Below are 15,126 nucleotides of genomic sequence, written 5' to 3' on the forward strand. Positions count from 1 at the left end.
GACGCCGAGCGCCATCGGGGCCAGCGCAAGGATCGTTGCGAGCGCGGTCATCACGATCGGCCTGAGGCGCTGCAGGGAGCCATGCAGCACGGCATCGCGCAGCGCGTCGCCGCGTTCTCGATACTGGTTCACAAGATCGATGAGCACGATCGCATTGGTCACGACGATGCCCACGAGCATGAGGACGCCAATGAGCGAGGCAACGCCGAGCGGGATCCCCGTCGCGATGAGCAACAGGATCGCGCCGGTCGCCGCGAACGGCACCGAGACCAGCAGCAGCAGCGGCTGCAGCAGGCTCCGGAACGTCGCCACCATGACCACGTACACGATCAGGGTCGCTGCGAGCAGCGCAATGCCGAGCTGCTCGAACGCTTCCTCCTGCTGCGCCATCACACCGCCGATGCTCGCGGCCGCGCCAGCCGGCAGGTCGACAGCGTCGAGCGCGGCGGTCACCTCGGCGCCCGCAGAGGTGAGGTCATCACCCTTCGGCAGCGCGGAGACAGTCACCATGCGGACGTTGTTCTCGGTTCGCACAGTCACTGGGCCGTCAGCAACCTCGACGGTGGCGAGCTCATCGAGTCGCTGCTCTCCCGTCGCGGTCTGCAGTGTGAGCGCTTTAACACCCTCGATATCCTCAGGGGCTGTGCCGAGATCCATGTAGACGTTCACGGTCGAATCCTCGATCGTGATCCGCCCGATCTGACTGGGCTGCATACTCTTCGCGGCCATGCCACCGACTGCTGATTCGGTCAGGCCAGCCTCGGCCGCCTTAGCGCGGTCCACGGTGACCCGAAGATACGGTCGCGACATCGCGAGGTCGCTCTCGATCTGTTCGAGCCCGGGCTGCTGTTTCAGCGCGGCCACGATGCTGTCACTCGACGCAGCAAGGGTCTCCTGGTCGGGGGCGGTCACGTTGACCTGGATTGCGCTCGACATCGACATGCCGCCGCCGGCCTGGCCGATCGAGAATTCGCCACCATCACTGATCTCAGCAACCGCAGAGCGAATCTCGTCCTTCGCCTTCGCCTGGTCGGCGTCGGGATCGAGGGTGAGCGAGTAGCTAATTGCGCCGTCGCTGCCGCCGCCGAACATCGCCGCCATGCCGTCACCACCGGAGCCGATGGTCACCTGCACGGTTTCGACGACGTCGAGCCCGGAGAGCGCGGTCTCGACCGCTTCGGCGTGTGTGAGCTGGGCGTCGAGGCTGATGCCAGGCTGCAGCGTCTGGGTGAGGCCAACGGAATTCTGTTCGTCCTCACTCATGAAGGTCGTTTTCATGAGCGGCGAGGCGAGCACGGTGCCGCCGAGCACGAGCACCGAGAGCAGCAGGGTGATGCCGGGCTTGCCGAGCGTCCACTCAATGATCGGACGGTAGCCGCGCGCCAGCCAGTTCGTGCGCTGCGTGGCGTCGACCTCGGCGCCCTCGACCGCCTGTGGCTTCGCGTCTGGCTTGAGGAACCAGTACGCGAGCACGGGAACGATCGTCAACGAGACGAGCAGCGAGGCGGCGAGCGCGATGGTGACGGTGAACGCGAACGGGCGGAAGAGTTCGCCGACCATGCCGCTGACGAACGCCATCGGGAGGAACACGGCGACCGTGGTAATGGTTGCCGCGGTAATGGCGCCTGCGACCTCGCGGACGGCGCGGAGGATCGCGGTCGCGCGGTCTTCTCCCTCAACCAGGTGCCGCTTAATGTTCTCGATCACCACGATCGAGTCGTCTACGACGCGGCCGATGGAGATGGTGAGCGCACCGAGGGTGAGCATGTTCAGCGTGTAGTCGGCGAAGTTCAGGCCGACGAACGCGAGCAGAATCGAGGTCGGGATCGAGATCGCCGTGACGAGCGTCGCCCGGACGGACATTAGGAAGACGAGGATCACGAGCACCGCGAAGAGCAGACCGAGCAGCCCCTCCGTGGTGAGTGACTCGATGGACTGTTCGACGTAGGGTGCCTGGTCGAAGATGACGGTCAGGCTGACGCCGCCGAGCTGCTTGGTGAGCTCGTCGATCTTGTCCTGGACGAGGTGCGACACCTCGACGGTGTTCGCCTGCGACATCTTGGTCACGGCGATGGTGAGCGCCGGCTCGCCGTTGATCCGCGAGATGCTGGTGACCGGGTTCGATTCGAGGGAGACGTCTGCGACGTCGCCGATCGTGACGACCGCGGGGAGCTTCGGCGCCTCGGTCGGCTGGGTCTCTGGCAGCCCGGGCGGCAGCTGTGTACCCCCCGGGATGTCGGGCAGCTGTTCGGCCGCCTGCTGCTGGGCCTGCACCGCCTGTTGGTAGGCCATGAATTCGTCAGCGCTCAACGGAATCGGGAGCGCGGCGATGTCCTCGGCAGAGTGCATCTCCGAGCCGAGCTGCACGGCGAGCGTGTTCTCCGCGTCGTCGACGGTGCCGCCTGCGATGAGCACGCCGCTCTGCTGGAGGGCGTCGGTAATCCGCTGCTGGCTCACCCCGGCGTCGCTGATCTTGGCGTCGTCGGGCACGATGGTGACGCGATCGCCCCTCGCGCCGGTGAGCTGCGCCTCGCGCACGCCGTCGAGGTCGCCGATCTCGGGCACTGCGACGCGCTCGATGAGCCTTGCGGTTTCCTCGGGATCCTCACCGCTGGGCGGGGTGACCGCGATCTGGATCACCGGGAGGTCGTCGACGCTGCCAGCGACGACCTGACTGTCAACGCTCTCGGGGAGCATCTTCGAGATTCGGCTGACCGCGCGTTCGACCTTCTGCTCGGTCGCCGCAATGTCGACGCCGTAGGTGAACTGCGCAAGCACGACGGACATGCCGGTGCTCGACGTCGCCGTGGTGCTCTCAAGGCTCGGCACTCCGCGGAGCGCCGTCTCAATCGGGTCCGACACGTCATTGTTCACGACGTCGGGAGATGCGCCGGGGTAGCTCGTGATGACGGCGATCGCCGGGAACTCAACCGATGGCATGAGTTCCTGCTTCAGGGAGGACATCCCGAGGAACCCAAATACGGCGGCCACGATCGTGACGAGCGCAATGAGTGCACGGTTTTTCAGGCTCAGCACCGTAAGAAACTGCATGACGTGAAGTATCCCATGGCTCACTGATAGCGACTCGCGGTCGGTGAGGTCGCATAATGGTGGTGTGCCCATGTTTACCCGACGTACGCTCGGAGCCGTCACCCCCGCCGATTTCGACCGCCTGCACGCGCTGCGCCGCATGCAGGGCATCGCAGTCGGGCTCCTCATCTTCATGGCGGTGCTGTTCGTCGTCGCGTTCATTCTGCAGGAACGCATTCCGTGGTTCGGCTACGTTCGCGCAGCCGCCGAGGGCGGCATGGTTGGCGCGCTGGCCGACTGGTTCGCCGTCACCGCGCTGTTCCGCCACCCGCTCGGCATCCCCATCCCGCACACGAACCTCATCGCGAACAAGAAGGACGAAATCGGGGAGGGCCTCGGCTCGTTCATCGAAGAGAACTTCCTGTCCGACGAGGTCGTCCACGACAAGCTGTCGCAGATCAGCGGCGCTCGGATGGCCGGCTCGTGGCTGCGTGAACCCGGCAATGCGCAGCGGGTGAGCGACATGGCCGCTGGCATCGGTCTCGGCGCGCTGACCGTGCTTGACGATCGCGACGTGCAGGATCTCATCGAATCGCTCGTGCGGCGGCACGTCATCGACCCAGAGTGGGGGCCGTTGCTCGGACGCGCAACCGAGTCGTTCGTCACCGGGGGCCATCACGAGTCGCTCGTCGACCTCGCTGCTGACCGGCTCGAGCTCTGGCTCGTGCAACACCCACAGGCCTTCGACAAGGTCATCTCGTCTCGGCTCCCCCAGTGGATGCCGAGCATCGTCGAGAAGTTCGTCGACCAACGACTGCACACGGAGGCCGTGAAGTTCCTGCAGAACGTGTCAGCTGACCAGGACCACCCCGCGCGCATCGCGATCACGAAGTTTCTCCACGACCTCTCGCAGGATCTGCAGGAGCAGGAAGCGCTGCAGGCCCAGCTCGAGTCGTTCAAGCGCGAGGTCTTCGACAGCCCGCGGATCCGTTCACTTGCCGCGAGCACCTGGCAGACGGCACGCGCAGCGATCGTCGAGATGCTCGAGGACCCGGAGAGCGAACTTCGCGGGCGCCTCACCGCTGCAGTCTCTGACTTCGGTCGGAAGCTTGAGAGCGACGCGACGCTGCAGTACAAGATTGACGTGTGGGTGATGAAGATCGTTGAGTATCTCGTCCACACGTACCGGCACGACCTCGCGCAGGTGGTGTCGGACACGGTGCAGCGCTGGGATGCCAAGGACGCGGCCGAGAAGATTGAGCTCCAGGTCGGTAAGGATCTTCAGTTCATTCGCATCAATGGAACGGTCATCGGCTCCCTCGCGGGCCTCACGATCTTCACGATCGCCGAGCTCATCATCGCCCCGCTCGCTTTCGCAGGCTGAGCACCACACCCCAACCGGTGACTCCCCGGCGCGTGCGTCGCGGCCGAGATGAAGGTTTCCTCATCTTTGCCTCATCTACGCTTCACATTGGTCGGCCACGATAGTTCTATGACCTTCGCACGACGCTTCCTCCTTCCGGGAGCCCTCATCGCCATTCCGGCGGCGATCGCAGTCGGCAGCCTGGCGCTCATCCAAGCTCCGGGGGCACCCGAGCTCCCGAACGCGCCCATCGTGGCGCCGGAGCCCGTTGTTGCGCCGCCGGCGCCGAAGCCTGAGCCTGCGCCACAGCCGGTCCCGAAGCCTGCACCCGCGCCCGCGCCAGCACCCGCTCCGGCCCCCGCACCGGCACCCGCGCCCGCCCCTGTTGACGACGATTGGGATGACGACGCCGACGACTGGGGCGATGATGACTAACCCGCCAACACAGGCGCTGCCAACGGCAGCGCTCCCGACGCTCGTCCTCGACCCCGTTGAGCCCCAGCACGCTGCCGGTGCCCGCCCCGAGGCTCCTGCTGCTGCAGGGCGGCCCGGCACGCGACCGTCGCCGCTACGCCCGCTCCGCCGCCGCACGCTCCCAGCGCGCTGGCGCATCACCGTGTGGATCGTGCTCAGCACCCTGTTCACGCTCTGCGCGATCGGTCTCATCGGCCGCAGTCTCTCGCTCGCCACCGTCGAGGTTGAGGCGAACGCGCAGATCACCCAGGAGGGTGAGGAGTTCGTGCGCTTCGTCACTGAGGGCGTTGACCCGGAGACGACGAAGCCGTTCGCGACCCCGGAACGTCTGCTCGAGGTGTACCTTGCCCGGCAGTCAGTCGACAAGGGAGAGCTCCTCATCGGGCTCGCAGGCGGCGCACCCGTTGGTTCGCTCTCTGGTGTCACCGGACACGATCCGGGGGCGGCCCCCGACGCGTCGATCCTCAAGACGATGACCGACCCGCGTCAACGCTCGGGCGTCGTCACGCTCGCCGACGGCGAGCCGGTGCGCTGGGGCCGCGTCGACTTCGTCGTCGGCGAAGAGACCGGCTCCCTGCTCGTCGCGCAGTTCACGGCGGCGGATCGCGCCGCGGTCGATCGCGCGGTCGGCACGCTCGCCTGGGTCGCGCTCGCGGGCCTGCTGCTCTGTTCGGGCGTCGCCTGGCTCGTCGCTGGCCAGATCCTCGCCCCCGTGCGCGAGGTGTACCGGGTCGCGCGCGGCATCACCGAGCACGACCTCACCGAGCGCGTCCCAGTCGAGGGCAGCGACGACATCGCGCAGGTCGCCGAGACGTTCAACGAGATGCTCGACCGACTCGAAGACGCGCACCGCACCCAGCAGCAATTCGTCGACGACGCCGGCCATGAGCTGCGCACCCCGATCACGGTCGTGCGTGGCCACCTCGAGCTCCTCAGCGAGGATCCCGAGGAGCGGCAGGCCACGATCCGCCTCGTCACCGACGAGCTCGCGAGAATGAGCCGGATCGTCTCCGACCTGCTCGTGCTCGCGCGCGCCCAGCAGCACGACTTCGTGCGGCTCGCCGACCACGACGTCGCGGCCCTCACACTCGACATCGAGGCGAAGGCGCAGGCGCTCGGCGACCGCCGCTGGCAGCTCATGGAGGTCGCAGAGGGTGAGGCTGCGATCGACGCGCAGCGGGTCACGCAGGCCGTGCTGCAGCTCGCCGCGAACGCGGTGCAGGTGACCGACGCGGGCGACCGGATCCGCATCGGCTCGCGCTTCGACGGCGCGGGCGCGGATCGCCGCCTGAGCGTGTGGGTCGCCGACGAGGGCCCCGGGGTCTCCGAAGAAGCCGCGAAGCGCATCTTCGACCGCTTTGTGCACGGCGGCCACGTCACCGCGCGCAGCGACACCGCCGGATCCTCGCCCCGGCACGGCTCAGGCCTCGGCCTCGCGATCGTGCGCGCCATCACCGATGGGCACGGCGGCTCCGCCTGGGTGGAGAGCACCCTCGGCGAGGGCGCCACCTTCGGCATCGACCTTCCCGCTCCCGCGGCGGCCCCAGAACTCGCAGTACTCGAACTTGAGGAGCGCTAAATGCGGCACATCCTGATCGCGGAAGACGATCCGCACATCACCTCGTTTGTTACGCGCGGCCTCCGCGCCGCCGGATACGACACGACCGCCGCACCCGACGGCGAGACCGCGCTCATCCTCGCGCGCTCCGGCTCCTTCGATCTCGTGCTGCTCGACATCGGGTTGCCAGGGATCGACGGTTTCACCGTGCTCAGTCAGCTCCGCGGCGAGGGCGTCACTGTCCCCGTGATCGTGCTCACCGCACGCGACTCCGTCATCGACACGGTGCGCGGCCTTGAGGGCGGCGCGAACGACTACGTGACGAAGCCGTTCCAGTTCGCGGAGCTGCTCGCTCGGGTGCGGATCCGCATCGGCGACGGCGAGCAGCGCCAGGTCGGCCCGGTGCTCAGCCACGAGGATCTCACGCTCGACGTGCGCGCCCGCCGCGTCACGGTCGGCGACGAGGCCGCCGACCTCACCGCCCGCGAGTTCGATCTGCTCGAAGTGCTGTTGCAGCACCCGGGCCAGGTACTCACCCGCGACCAGCTCATCGGGCACGTCTGGGGCATGGATTTCGACCCGGCGTCGAACGTCGTCGACGTCTACGTGCGGGCGCTGCGTTCGAAGATCGGGGCCGATCGCATCGAGACCGTGCGCGGGGCGGGATACCGACTCCGATGAGTACCGTCCGTTATGCCACCGTGCCACCGCCCGGGCGTGCGACGCTGCCTCGCGAGGCGGGAGCGTCGCCCCAGCCGCCACGCCGCGGCGACGATGACCCCTCGCCGCGGCGCGCTCCGCGGCGAGTCACGAAGCGGTGGATCGCCGCTGCGGTCGTGCTGCTGCTCGCAGCCTGGCTCATCGTGCCTGCCGCGATCCGCACCGCTGGGGGCGCGATCGATCCTGCCGCGCTGAGTCTGCCTGCGGCGACCACCCTCGCCGTGTTTCTCGCCGCCGTCTGGGGGTGGGTGTTCACCACGCTCGACGACACGCTCGTTGCTCTGCTCGCAGCTGCCGGGCTCATCATCCTCGGCGCGCTGCCGGCCGACACGTTCTTCGCCAGTCTCGGCGACGACACCATATGGCTGCTCATTTGCGCCTGCATCATCGCTGCCGGAGTCGCAGCGTCAGGCCTCGCGCTGCGCGGTGCTGCTCAGCTCGTCACCCGTGCCCGCAGGCCACGCACGCTCGCCCATGCGAGCACCGCTGCCCTCATCGTGTCGGCGTTTGCGATCCCGGCCACGAGTGGACGTGCCGCCCTCGCGCTGCCCGTGTACCGAGCCCTCGCGACGGCGCTGCCGGGCAGACCCGCACTGCTGCGAGCCCTCGGGCTCATCTTCCCGACAGTCATTCTGCTCTCCGCGGTCGGCTCACTGCTCGGCGCTGGGGCGCACCTCATCACCAGTCAGATTCTCACCGAGGCGACGGGCGAGGGCATCGGGTTCCTCCGCTGGCTCGTCCTCGGGCTGCCGCTCGCGGTCGTTTCGTCACACCTCGCCTGCGAACTCGTGCTGCTGCGCTTCACGAGCCGGGCAGAGCGGCGCACCCGTGTGAGCGTCGCCCTCACGGACCTCGCCGAGCAGGCTTCCACGCCGGTGTCCGGCCCGCTCACACGCGTCGAGCGCCGCGCCCTGCTGCTGCTCGCCGCGGTCATCGCGCTCTGGTGCACGGAGCCGCTGCACGGTCTCTCCCCCGCCATCGTCGCCTTGCTTGGCGCGATCGCGATGACGCTGCCGAAGCTTGGGTGCATTGGGCTCGGGCCGGCAGTGAAGCGGGTGCCCTGGAACCTGTTGCTCTTCCTCGCGGCGACGCTCGCGCTTGGCTCCGCCCTCACCCGCACCGGCGCGGCCGCCTGGCTCGGCGAGTCGATGCTCGGACCGGTGCGGGGCCTCGGGCAGGGCGCTGGACTCGGTTTCCTGCTCCTCGTTGTTGCGCTGTCGCTCGCCGCGCATCTCGTGATCCAGTCGCGGTCTGCCCGCTCAGCCGCGCTCATCCCGATCATCGTTGCTATTGCCCCCGGCATCGGCGTCGACCCCGCAGCCGCAGCGTTCGCATCAACCGCGGCAGCCGGCTTCTGCCACACCCTGCCGAGCTCCGCGAAACCGGTGGCCATGTTCACCGAGGCTGACGCTGGGGCGGGCATCGATCCAGCTGATCTGCGCACGCTCTCCGCCTGGCTCGCCCCGCTGCTGTTCACACTCATCATTGCCTGTTCGCTGTGGCTCTGGCCCATCCTCGGCCTCCCACTCTTCATCTAGCTCTTTCTTCTCGCTCACTCCCGGGATCCTCCCGGTGCGTTGTCGACCCCACACACGGAGGTTCATCATGTCCATGCAGATTCCCCAGCGCATCCTCGTCGCCCCCTCAGGGTTCAAGGAGAGTCTCGGCGCTGACACCGTGGCCGCCGCAATTGCGGCCGGCATACGCCGCGTGATTCCCGGGGTGCAGGTCGACGAGTACCCGGTGCCCGACGGCGGCGAGGGCACCGCAGAGGTGCTTGCGGAGACTACGGGTGGCGAACTCGTCGCGGCGCAGGTCACCGGGCCCGTCGGCCTGCCCGTCCTCGCGCACTGGGCCAGGCTCGGCGGGAATTCCCGCGGCACCGCCGTCGTCGAAATGGCGTCAGCGGCGGGGCTGCGACTCGTGCCACGCGACCGTCGCGACCCCGGGGCAACGACGACACACGGCGTCGGCGAACTCATCGCCGCTGCCCTTGACGACGGCGCCACGCGCATCATCGTCGGCTGCGGCGACTCAGGCACGAGCGACGGCGGGGCCGGTGCGCTGCGCGGCCTCGGCGCGCGCATCCTCGATGCGGCCGGCCACGAGATCCCGGACGGTGGAACCGCGCTGAGCATGGCGGCGAGCATCGACCTACGCGGGCTGCACCCGCGTGCGCAGGAGGTCGAGATCGTGCTCGCCTGTAACGTGCACAATGTGCTCTGCGGGCCCCGCGGTGTCGCCCGTGTTTTCGGCCCGCAGAAGGGCGCAAGCCCGGAACAGGTCGAAGAGCTCTCGGCTGGCCTCGAACACTGGGCGGAGCTGCTTCGTCGCACCGCGCCATACGGGCAGCAGCTCGACCTGCGCACGGGTGCGGGCACCGGTGCGTCCGGTGGCCTCGGCGCGGGCCTCGCTGCCGTGCTCGGCGCCAGGCTCGCACCGCGGTTCGAGGTGCTCCTCGCGCCGAGTGTCGCCCCGGTCAACCTCGACGGCCTCATCGCGGCCGCGGATCTTGTCATTACTGCGGAGGGCGCGATTGACTTTCAGACGCCACGCGGCAAGGTGCCTGCCGAAATCGCGCTCCGTGCGCGTGCGAGCGGGGTACCAGTGCTCGGAATCGCCGGTTCCCTCGGCTCCGGCGCGCCCGACGTGCACGATATCGGGATTGATGCGATCGCCTCGATCCTCACCGTGCCGATGGAGCTGGCTCAGGCTGTCGAACAGGGCGAGGCGCTGCTGCGTGACGCAGCCGAGCGCTGCATGCGCATGATCTTGCTCGGGTCTGCGCTTTCAGCGCGGAGCGCGCTGCCGCTCGCAGCGTAGGGTGACGGACGCGGCTCTCGGCGCCGGCTCCCGCCCCAGGGAGGGGGGGGTTACTGCGTGCGGTACGCGATCGGCAGCAGCATGTCTTGCACGCGCTCGCGCATCGCAGTGTGATCGGTGCGCGACGCGATCGCGCACTCTGAGACGGTGCAGTCAAGCCCCTCAATGGTGGGCTCCGGAACTGTCAACCGGACCGAGAAACTCCCGAGATCCCGATCGTCGTATCCCTGAGTGGCAAATGATTTCCATGCCCAATCATTCGTGATCCACGCACTGGAGAGCGCTTCGAGAGCGGCTGCTTCTCCCTGCTCTGCCCCCTCGGGAATGCCGCCCAGGCAGGGGCTCGGCTTCACTTCGGGCGACTCGGGAATCGCACAGAACCCAACGTATATGCCGAGACCGGCATCGTAGCCCTCGCCGCTCACGATGACCTCATCTCCCGGCGTGAGCGCGCTGAGATCTGCGGGTGCGCCACTCGTCGTGGTGACCCGCATCGTGCGAGTGCGGCCGTCGGCGCCCGCGGCGCTCGACTCTGCTGCGAAGTCGGTGGGGATCTCTTGCCCCGAGCTGCCCGTATTCGAGTGCGTCAGGATCGGGACAACAATCGCAGCGACTACGCCAACAATCGCGAGCGAAAGCACGAGCACACTGATGAGAACGATGCGCTTTACCGAACGGCGGGGTGCTGGCGGAGTCATGACCTCATGTTAGCGCCGCGAAGCTCGCTTCCCAACGTGCTAAGATCATGCCCATACGTCCATGTTGATTGAGTACTGCCTCGTGGGAGAACATCCTACGGGGCCCGAAATGTGTAAGGGGGTCACGCATGGGGCGCGGCCGTCAGAAGGCAAAACACACTAAAGTCGCTCGGGAGCTGAAGTATTTCAGCCCAGCCACCAACTACTCGGAGCTTGAGCGAGAGCTCGCTTCGGGGCACGTCTCCGACGAGGAACGTTGGGCGGATCTTGCCGACAAGTACAACGTCGAAGACGAGGAAGATGAGGACGACGACAAATAGTCGTTCCGCTTACTTGCAGCTTCACGGTTCCGGCCGCCTCACTGAGTGAGGCGGCCGGAACCTTTCGCTGAGGGGCTACTTCCCCTGAGCGGCGACTGCGGCAGCGCCAGCTGCGGCTGCTTCGGGATCAAGGTATCGGCCGGCGCCGGTCGGCGTGCCGTCCTCGTTGATCTCGTACACGAGCGGCATGCCAGTCGGAATGTTCAACGCGGCGATATCTGCGTCGGAGATCCCTTCGAGATGCTTCACGAGCGCGCGCAGCGAGTTGCCGTGCGCGGTGACGAGTACGGTCTTGCCCGAGTTCAGCTCGGGGAGGATGCTGCCCTCCCAGTAGGGCACGAGGCGCTCGACGACGTCGCTCAGGCACTCAGTGCGGGGCGCCGCGCCGTCGATGTTCGCGTAGCGCTCATCGTTCGCCTGCGACCACTCGCTCGAATCGTCGAGCGCGGGCGGCGGGGTATCGTACGAACGACGCCACTCCATGAACTGCTCCTCGCCGTACTGCTGCAGCGTCTCGGCCTTGTCGAGGCCCTGGAGCGCCCCGTAGTGGCGCTCATTGAGGCGCCACGAGCGCTCGACCGGGATCCACATCCGGTCGGCGCTCTCAAGCGCGAGGTTCGAGGTCTGGATCGCGCGGCTGAGCAGCGAGGTGAAGAGCACGTCGGGGAGCATCCCCGACTCGGCGAGGAGTGTGCCAGCGGCAGCAGCCTCACCCCGCCCGCGCTCAGTGAGTCGAACATCGACCCATCCGGTGAACAGATTCTTTTCGTTCCACTCGCTCTGGCCGTGACGGAGCAGGATCAACGTGTTGGTCATAGTTCCAGCTTAGCGAGGTTCCGCAGTCAAGCGCGCAGTACTACAGCCGCTTGAGTTTCGGGATCTTACGTGTCGCTCCAGCGTCGGTCGGCACGATCATCTCCTGTGCCGCCGCGATCACGCCGGTGACGGGCGCCTGCGGATTCGCCGCATCAGCGCCGCCGCGCACCGCAAGAGTGAGATCTGCAGGCACCGAGCGCTTGAGCAGCGCGAGCGCGATCCCGCCCCACTCGTGGTGAAGTGCGGCACGGGTGATCCTGCCGACGGGCCGCGCTTCCGCGTCGCGCGCCTCGCCCTCCTTGAAGACGAGGGCGCCCGCTACGGGGAGCTCGCCTTCGGACCCATCGAGGTGGAGCAGCACAAGGCGCCGCGGTGGGTGCCCGAGGTTATGGACCTTTGCGACGGTCTCCTGCCCCCGGTAACACCCCTTCGTCAGGTGTACCGCGCTGCGCAGCCAATCGAACTCGTGCGGGATCGCCCGCTCGTCGACGTCGCCGACGCGGGACGGTCGCCACGCCCGGATCTCGAGCGCGTCGAGCGACATGAGACCGGCCGGGGTTGCGGCGCGAGACGCCCGGCGAAGCTCGGTCCGCGGGAACACAAACTGCACGGCGTTCCAGTCGGCGCCCGCGTGCTCCCCGTGCGCATACTGCGTGCCGCCGCGCGTGACCTCGGCCCAGGGGTCAGCCCACTCGATGACAGGCTCGAGCCCCCGGAGCGCTGCGGTCGCGGTGCCACCCTCGAAGGCGAGCACAGCCGCGTGCGTGTCCGAGATATCGGCGACCTCGACGCGGAGCGCGAACCGCATCCGATTGAGGAAGGTAGTGAGGGGCTCAGCGGATCCCTCGTCCACGAGAAGCCAGGTCGTGTCGCCATCGTCGACGACCCGCATCGCGTGCTGAATACGACCGTTCGGATCGAGCAGCAGCGATTCCGTGGAAACACCAGGCGGGAGCCCCAGCAGGTCTTGACTCGTCATCGAGTTCAACCAGCTCAGGCGGTCGGCGCCGCTCACCGTGACAATGCCGCGGTGCGACAGGTCGACCGCTGCGTTGCCAGCGTCGAGCGCGCGCTGTTCAGCGACGGGCGAGCCGTAGTGGAGCGCGACGGGTTCTCCGACCGCCCCCGGAAGTGTGAGGAACGGGCTCGACATCAGGGGACTCGCGACTAGCGCTGGCCCTTGAAGAGGTTGTAGATAACGGTGCCAGACACCCAGGCGATCGCGACACCCGCGAGACCAAGGAGTCCGAGGAAGAAGAGTTCAAGAGCCATAAGCATGCCCCCAGTCTAGCAAGGTTGGAGCACCGACTAGCGGATGAGCATCCCGAACACGTCAATCACGGCGATCACGACGACCGAACCAGCGATACTAAACGACAGTCGGCTGATGAATCCCTCGCGTTGCGCGGTGCCGAGCTGCAGCGCAAACGTCACCAGCGTCGAGACGCCGACGGCGAGCGCAAGCCACTGAAACCTGGCTTCCTCGACGAAGATGCTGACGAGCACGCCGAACACAGCGGCGACGCCCCACGCGATGATGAGCCGCGGCAGGTGCCAAGACACCCGTGCGGCTTCCCCCGTTTCGCTTGCACTCATTCCCTCATCTTCCCACACTGCCGCCGCGGCTGTCCGAGTAAGATAATTCCCTATCGAGGTTGGGGAGGTCAGTCATGGAGCTGCTCCTCCTTACCGCGGTCGATTTCTCGCGTGTCACGCAGCGCGGCCCCGGTGACGCAGACGCACCGACGCCCCTGCCCTCGCTCGATGTGCTCCCACACGCGGTCTCGGTGGCGGACATCAGCGCGCCGCTGCAGGCGGCCCTCGCCTACGAGAAGACGCCACACAGGGTCGGAGCGATTCTGCTCGACGGGTCACGCGATCCGCGGGCTGCGCGTGCGGCAGCGCTCGCCCTCTCGGGGCGCACCGCACTCCCACGGGTGGCGATCCTCAGCGACGCCGCGCTCGCCGCGCTCACACCGGAGTGGGACGTCGCTGATTTCCTCACGCCCGACGCCAGTCCCGCGGAGATTGACACCCGGCTCAGGCTGCTCGTTGCGGCGAGCGCCGAGCCGAGCGACACCATCGCGACAAGCGCCGTCGAGGTATCGGGTGTCGAGATCGATGAGTCAAACTTTGTCGCAACCGTGCACGGACGCACCCTCGACCTCACCTATAAAGAGTTCGAACTCCTACACTTCCTTGCTCTTCACCCCGCGAGGGTGTTCACTCGGGAACAGTTGCTCTCGGAGGTGTGGGGCACTGATTATTTCGGCGGCGCGCGCACCGTGGACGTGCATGTTCGCCGATTGCGCGCGAAGCTCGGAGAGCACGAGTGGCTCATCAGCACGGTGCGCGGGGTCGGATACGGTTTCGCGCGGGGCCGCCAGGGATAGGAGCAGGGATGCAGGCAAGCAATATTGTCGCGGTCGAAGGGACAGTGGAGCTCGCGCAGCCGATCATTGATCGTGCGGCGCGGACCGACGGCTCCTCCCCCGTCTCCGATCAGGCACTGCTCGCTGCGGCCCAGGGCCAGCGGCGGCTGCTGTTGTTCACGGAGGGCGACGACACGACCGTTGCGGTCGGCGTGCTCGGACAGGGAGAACTCGATCTCGTCGTGGATCCGGCGGCACGCGGCCGCGGCATCGGCACGACCGCGCTCCACGAGCTCCTCACACGTTCCGGGCCGGATGCGGATCTGCTCGCCTGGGCCCACGGCGACAACCCCGCTGCGACGGCGCTGCTCAGCGGTGCGGAGTTTCGGCCAGTGCGCTCGCTGTTCCGGATGGCACTGGATCCTGCGCTGCTCCCTGCGGGGGCGACTGCCCCGAGCGTGATCCCGCTCCCGAGCGGCTTCGAGTTGCGCACGTTCGACGAGGATCGGCCCGGCGACGCGAGCGCCTGGGTCGCTGTCAATACACGCGCCTTCGCGAGCCATCCCGAACAGGGCAGGGTGACCCTGGCTGACTTTGCGCTGATGCGCGCAGAGGGCTGGTTCGACCCCGCCGACCTCTTCCTGCTCAGCGCTCCGGACGGCGCCGCTCTCGCGGGCTTCACCTGGGTGAAAACCCTCCGCGACGGCGCCGTCACCGAGACGGAGCTGTATGCGATTGGGGTTGACCCGGACCACTCCGGGCACGGGCTCGGGCGGGCACTCCTCGACGTCACACTCGCACGCATGGCGCAGCACGCTCCGTCGCGGGTGACGCTGTACGTCGACGGCGAGAACGAGCGGGCCGTGCGCATGTACGAGGCCGCCGGGTTCACGATCGACACACGCAGCACACAATGGCGCGGCCCAGTTCGCCCCCAGGTGTCAGAATAGAG

14 protein-coding genes are annotated in these 15,126 nt (G+C 67.6%); 9 read left to right on the plus strand and 5 right to left on the minus strand.

Features of this window, described 5'->3' with window-relative positions; translation table 11 throughout:
* Nucleotides 1-3,051 (minus strand): efflux RND transporter permease subunit (locus AUL38_RS01075; RefSeq protein WP_059058434.1); only part of this gene is annotated, 3,051 nt, incomplete at its 3' end.
* A gap of 70 nt (nt 3,052-3,121) precedes the next feature.
* Here AUL38_RS01075 and AUL38_RS01080 point away from each other — a divergent pair.
* The 6 genes from AUL38_RS01080 (at nt 3,122) to AUL38_RS01105 (ending at nt 9,968) form a co-directional block, all read left to right on the plus strand.
* Nucleotides 3,122-4,414: a DUF445 domain-containing protein gene (locus tag AUL38_RS01080; protein ID WP_059058436.1), complete on the plus strand. Its 1,293-nt coding sequence runs from the start codon at nt 3,122-3,124 to the stop codon at nt 4,412-4,414.
* A gap of 108 nt (nt 4,415-4,522) precedes the next feature.
* A complete protein-coding gene (locus AUL38_RS17285) occupies nt 4,523-4,828 on the plus strand; it encodes a hypothetical protein (RefSeq protein ID WP_059058439.1) in 306 nt (101 codons plus the stop codon).
* Complete coding sequence (locus tag AUL38_RS01090; RefSeq protein WP_201023654.1) at nt 4,818-6,446, plus strand: cell wall metabolism sensor histidine kinase WalK; 1,629 nt, start codon at nt 4,818-4,820, stop codon at nt 6,444-6,446. The genes AUL38_RS17285 and AUL38_RS01090 overlap by 11 nt, the downstream gene beginning before the upstream one ends.
* Nucleotides 6,447-7,106, plus strand: a complete 660-nt coding sequence (locus tag AUL38_RS01095; RefSeq protein WP_059058441.1) for a response regulator transcription factor — start codon at nt 6,447-6,449, stop codon at nt 7,104-7,106.
* Entirely contained in the window at nt 7,103-8,683 is a 1,581-nt protein-coding gene (locus AUL38_RS01100) for an SLC13 family permease (RefSeq protein ID WP_059058443.1), read from the plus strand. The genes AUL38_RS01095 and AUL38_RS01100 overlap by 4 nt, the downstream gene beginning before the upstream one ends.
* 67 nt (nt 8,684-8,750) lie before the next feature.
* On the plus strand, nt 8,751-9,968 hold the full coding sequence (locus tag AUL38_RS01105) for a glycerate kinase (RefSeq protein ID WP_059058446.1): 1,218 nt from the start codon (nt 8,751-8,753) through the stop codon (nt 9,966-9,968).
* A gap of 50 nt (nt 9,969-10,018) precedes the next feature.
* Here AUL38_RS01105 and AUL38_RS01110 read toward each other — a convergent pair whose 3' ends face one another.
* On the minus strand, nt 10,019-10,666 hold the full coding sequence (locus AUL38_RS01110) for a hypothetical protein (RefSeq protein ID WP_059058448.1): 648 nt from the start codon (nt 10,664-10,666) through the stop codon (nt 10,019-10,021).
* Between the two features lie 128 nt (nt 10,667-10,794).
* Between AUL38_RS01110 and AUL38_RS01115 the strand changes: the two genes are divergently transcribed.
* Entirely contained in the window at nt 10,795-10,986 is a 192-nt protein-coding gene (locus tag AUL38_RS01115) for a DUF3073 domain-containing protein (RefSeq protein ID WP_059058450.1), read from the plus strand.
* A 75-nt stretch (nt 10,987-11,061) separates the two neighbouring features.
* Here AUL38_RS01115 and AUL38_RS01120 read toward each other — a convergent pair whose 3' ends face one another.
* From AUL38_RS01120 to AUL38_RS01130, 3 genes are all read right to left on the minus strand, one after another.
* Nucleotides 11,062-11,802 carry a phosphoglyceromutase gene (locus tag AUL38_RS01120; protein ID WP_059058453.1) on the minus strand — a complete coding sequence of 247 codons (741 nt, stop codon included), beginning with the start codon at nt 11,800-11,802 and terminating at the stop codon, nt 11,062-11,064.
* Between the two features lie 40 nt (nt 11,803-11,842).
* Complete coding sequence (locus AUL38_RS01125) at nt 11,843-12,955, minus strand: folate-binding protein YgfZ (protein ID WP_059058455.1); 1,113 nt, start codon at nt 12,953-12,955, stop codon at nt 11,843-11,845.
* Nucleotides 12,956-13,110: 155 nt separating this feature from the next.
* Entirely contained in the window at nt 13,111-13,398 is a 288-nt protein-coding gene (locus AUL38_RS01130) for a hypothetical protein (RefSeq protein WP_059058457.1), read from the minus strand.
* A 74-nt stretch (nt 13,399-13,472) separates the two neighbouring features.
* On the opposite strand from AUL38_RS01130, the gene AUL38_RS01135 reads away from it, so the two are divergent.
* Together AUL38_RS01135 and mshD are read left to right on the plus strand one after the other, a co-directional pair.
* Nucleotides 13,473-14,195 carry a winged helix-turn-helix domain-containing protein gene (locus AUL38_RS01135; RefSeq protein ID WP_059058461.1) on the plus strand — a complete coding sequence of 241 codons (723 nt, stop codon included), beginning with the start codon at nt 13,473-13,475 and terminating at the stop codon, nt 14,193-14,195.
* A gap of 8 nt (nt 14,196-14,203) precedes the next feature.
* On the plus strand, nt 14,204-15,124 hold the full coding sequence (mshD, locus tag AUL38_RS01140) for a mycothiol synthase (RefSeq protein WP_059058464.1): 921 nt from the start codon (nt 14,204-14,206) through the stop codon (nt 15,122-15,124).
* Nucleotides 15,125-15,126: the final 2 nt, after the last annotated feature.

It is taken from the genome of Leucobacter sp. G161 (assembly GCF_001482305.1).
Lineage (GTDB): Bacteria > Actinomycetota > Actinomycetes > Actinomycetales > Microbacteriaceae > Leucobacter.

Excerpts from the sequence above, each read along its gene's own strand:
- AUL38_RS17285 (WP_059058439.1), top strand. The coding sequence starts at position 4,523 with ATGACCTTCGCACGACGCTTCCTCCTTCCGGGAGCCCTCATCGCCATT.
- mshD (WP_059058464.1), top strand. The coding sequence starts at position 14,204 with ATGCAGGCAAGCAATATTGTCGCGGTCGAAGGGACAGTGGAGCTCGCG.
- AUL38_RS01110 (WP_059058448.1), bottom strand. The coding sequence starts at position 10,666 with ATGACTCCGCCAGCACCCCGCCGTTCGGTAAAGCGCATCGTTCTCATC.
- AUL38_RS01115 (WP_059058450.1), top strand. The coding sequence starts at position 10,795 with ATGGGGCGCGGCCGTCAGAAGGCAAAACACACTAAAGTCGCTCGGGAG.
- AUL38_RS01125 (WP_059058455.1), bottom strand. The coding sequence starts at position 12,955 with ATGTCGAGCCCGTTCCTCACACTTCCGGGGGCGGTCGGAGAACCCGTC.
- AUL38_RS01105 (WP_059058446.1), top strand. The coding sequence starts at position 8,751 with ATGTCCATGCAGATTCCCCAGCGCATCCTCGTCGCCCCCTCAGGGTTC.
- AUL38_RS01095 (WP_059058441.1), top strand. The coding sequence starts at position 6,447 with ATGCGGCACATCCTGATCGCGGAAGACGATCCGCACATCACCTCGTTT.
- AUL38_RS01080 (WP_059058436.1), top strand. The coding sequence starts at position 3,122 with ATGTTTACCCGACGTACGCTCGGAGCCGTCACCCCCGCCGATTTCGAC.
- AUL38_RS01100 (WP_059058443.1), top strand. The coding sequence starts at position 7,103 with ATGAGTACCGTCCGTTATGCCACCGTGCCACCGCCCGGGCGTGCGACG.
- AUL38_RS01135 (WP_059058461.1), top strand. The coding sequence starts at position 13,473 with ATGGAGCTGCTCCTCCTTACCGCGGTCGATTTCTCGCGTGTCACGCAG.
- AUL38_RS01090 (WP_201023654.1), top strand. The coding sequence starts at position 4,818 with ATGATGACTAACCCGCCAACACAGGCGCTGCCAACGGCAGCGCTCCCG.
- AUL38_RS01130 (WP_059058457.1), bottom strand. The coding sequence starts at position 13,398 with ATGAGTGCAAGCGAAACGGGGGAAGCCGCACGGGTGTCTTGGCACCTG.
- AUL38_RS01120 (WP_059058453.1), bottom strand. The coding sequence starts at position 11,802 with ATGACCAACACGTTGATCCTGCTCCGTCACGGCCAGAGCGAGTGGAAC.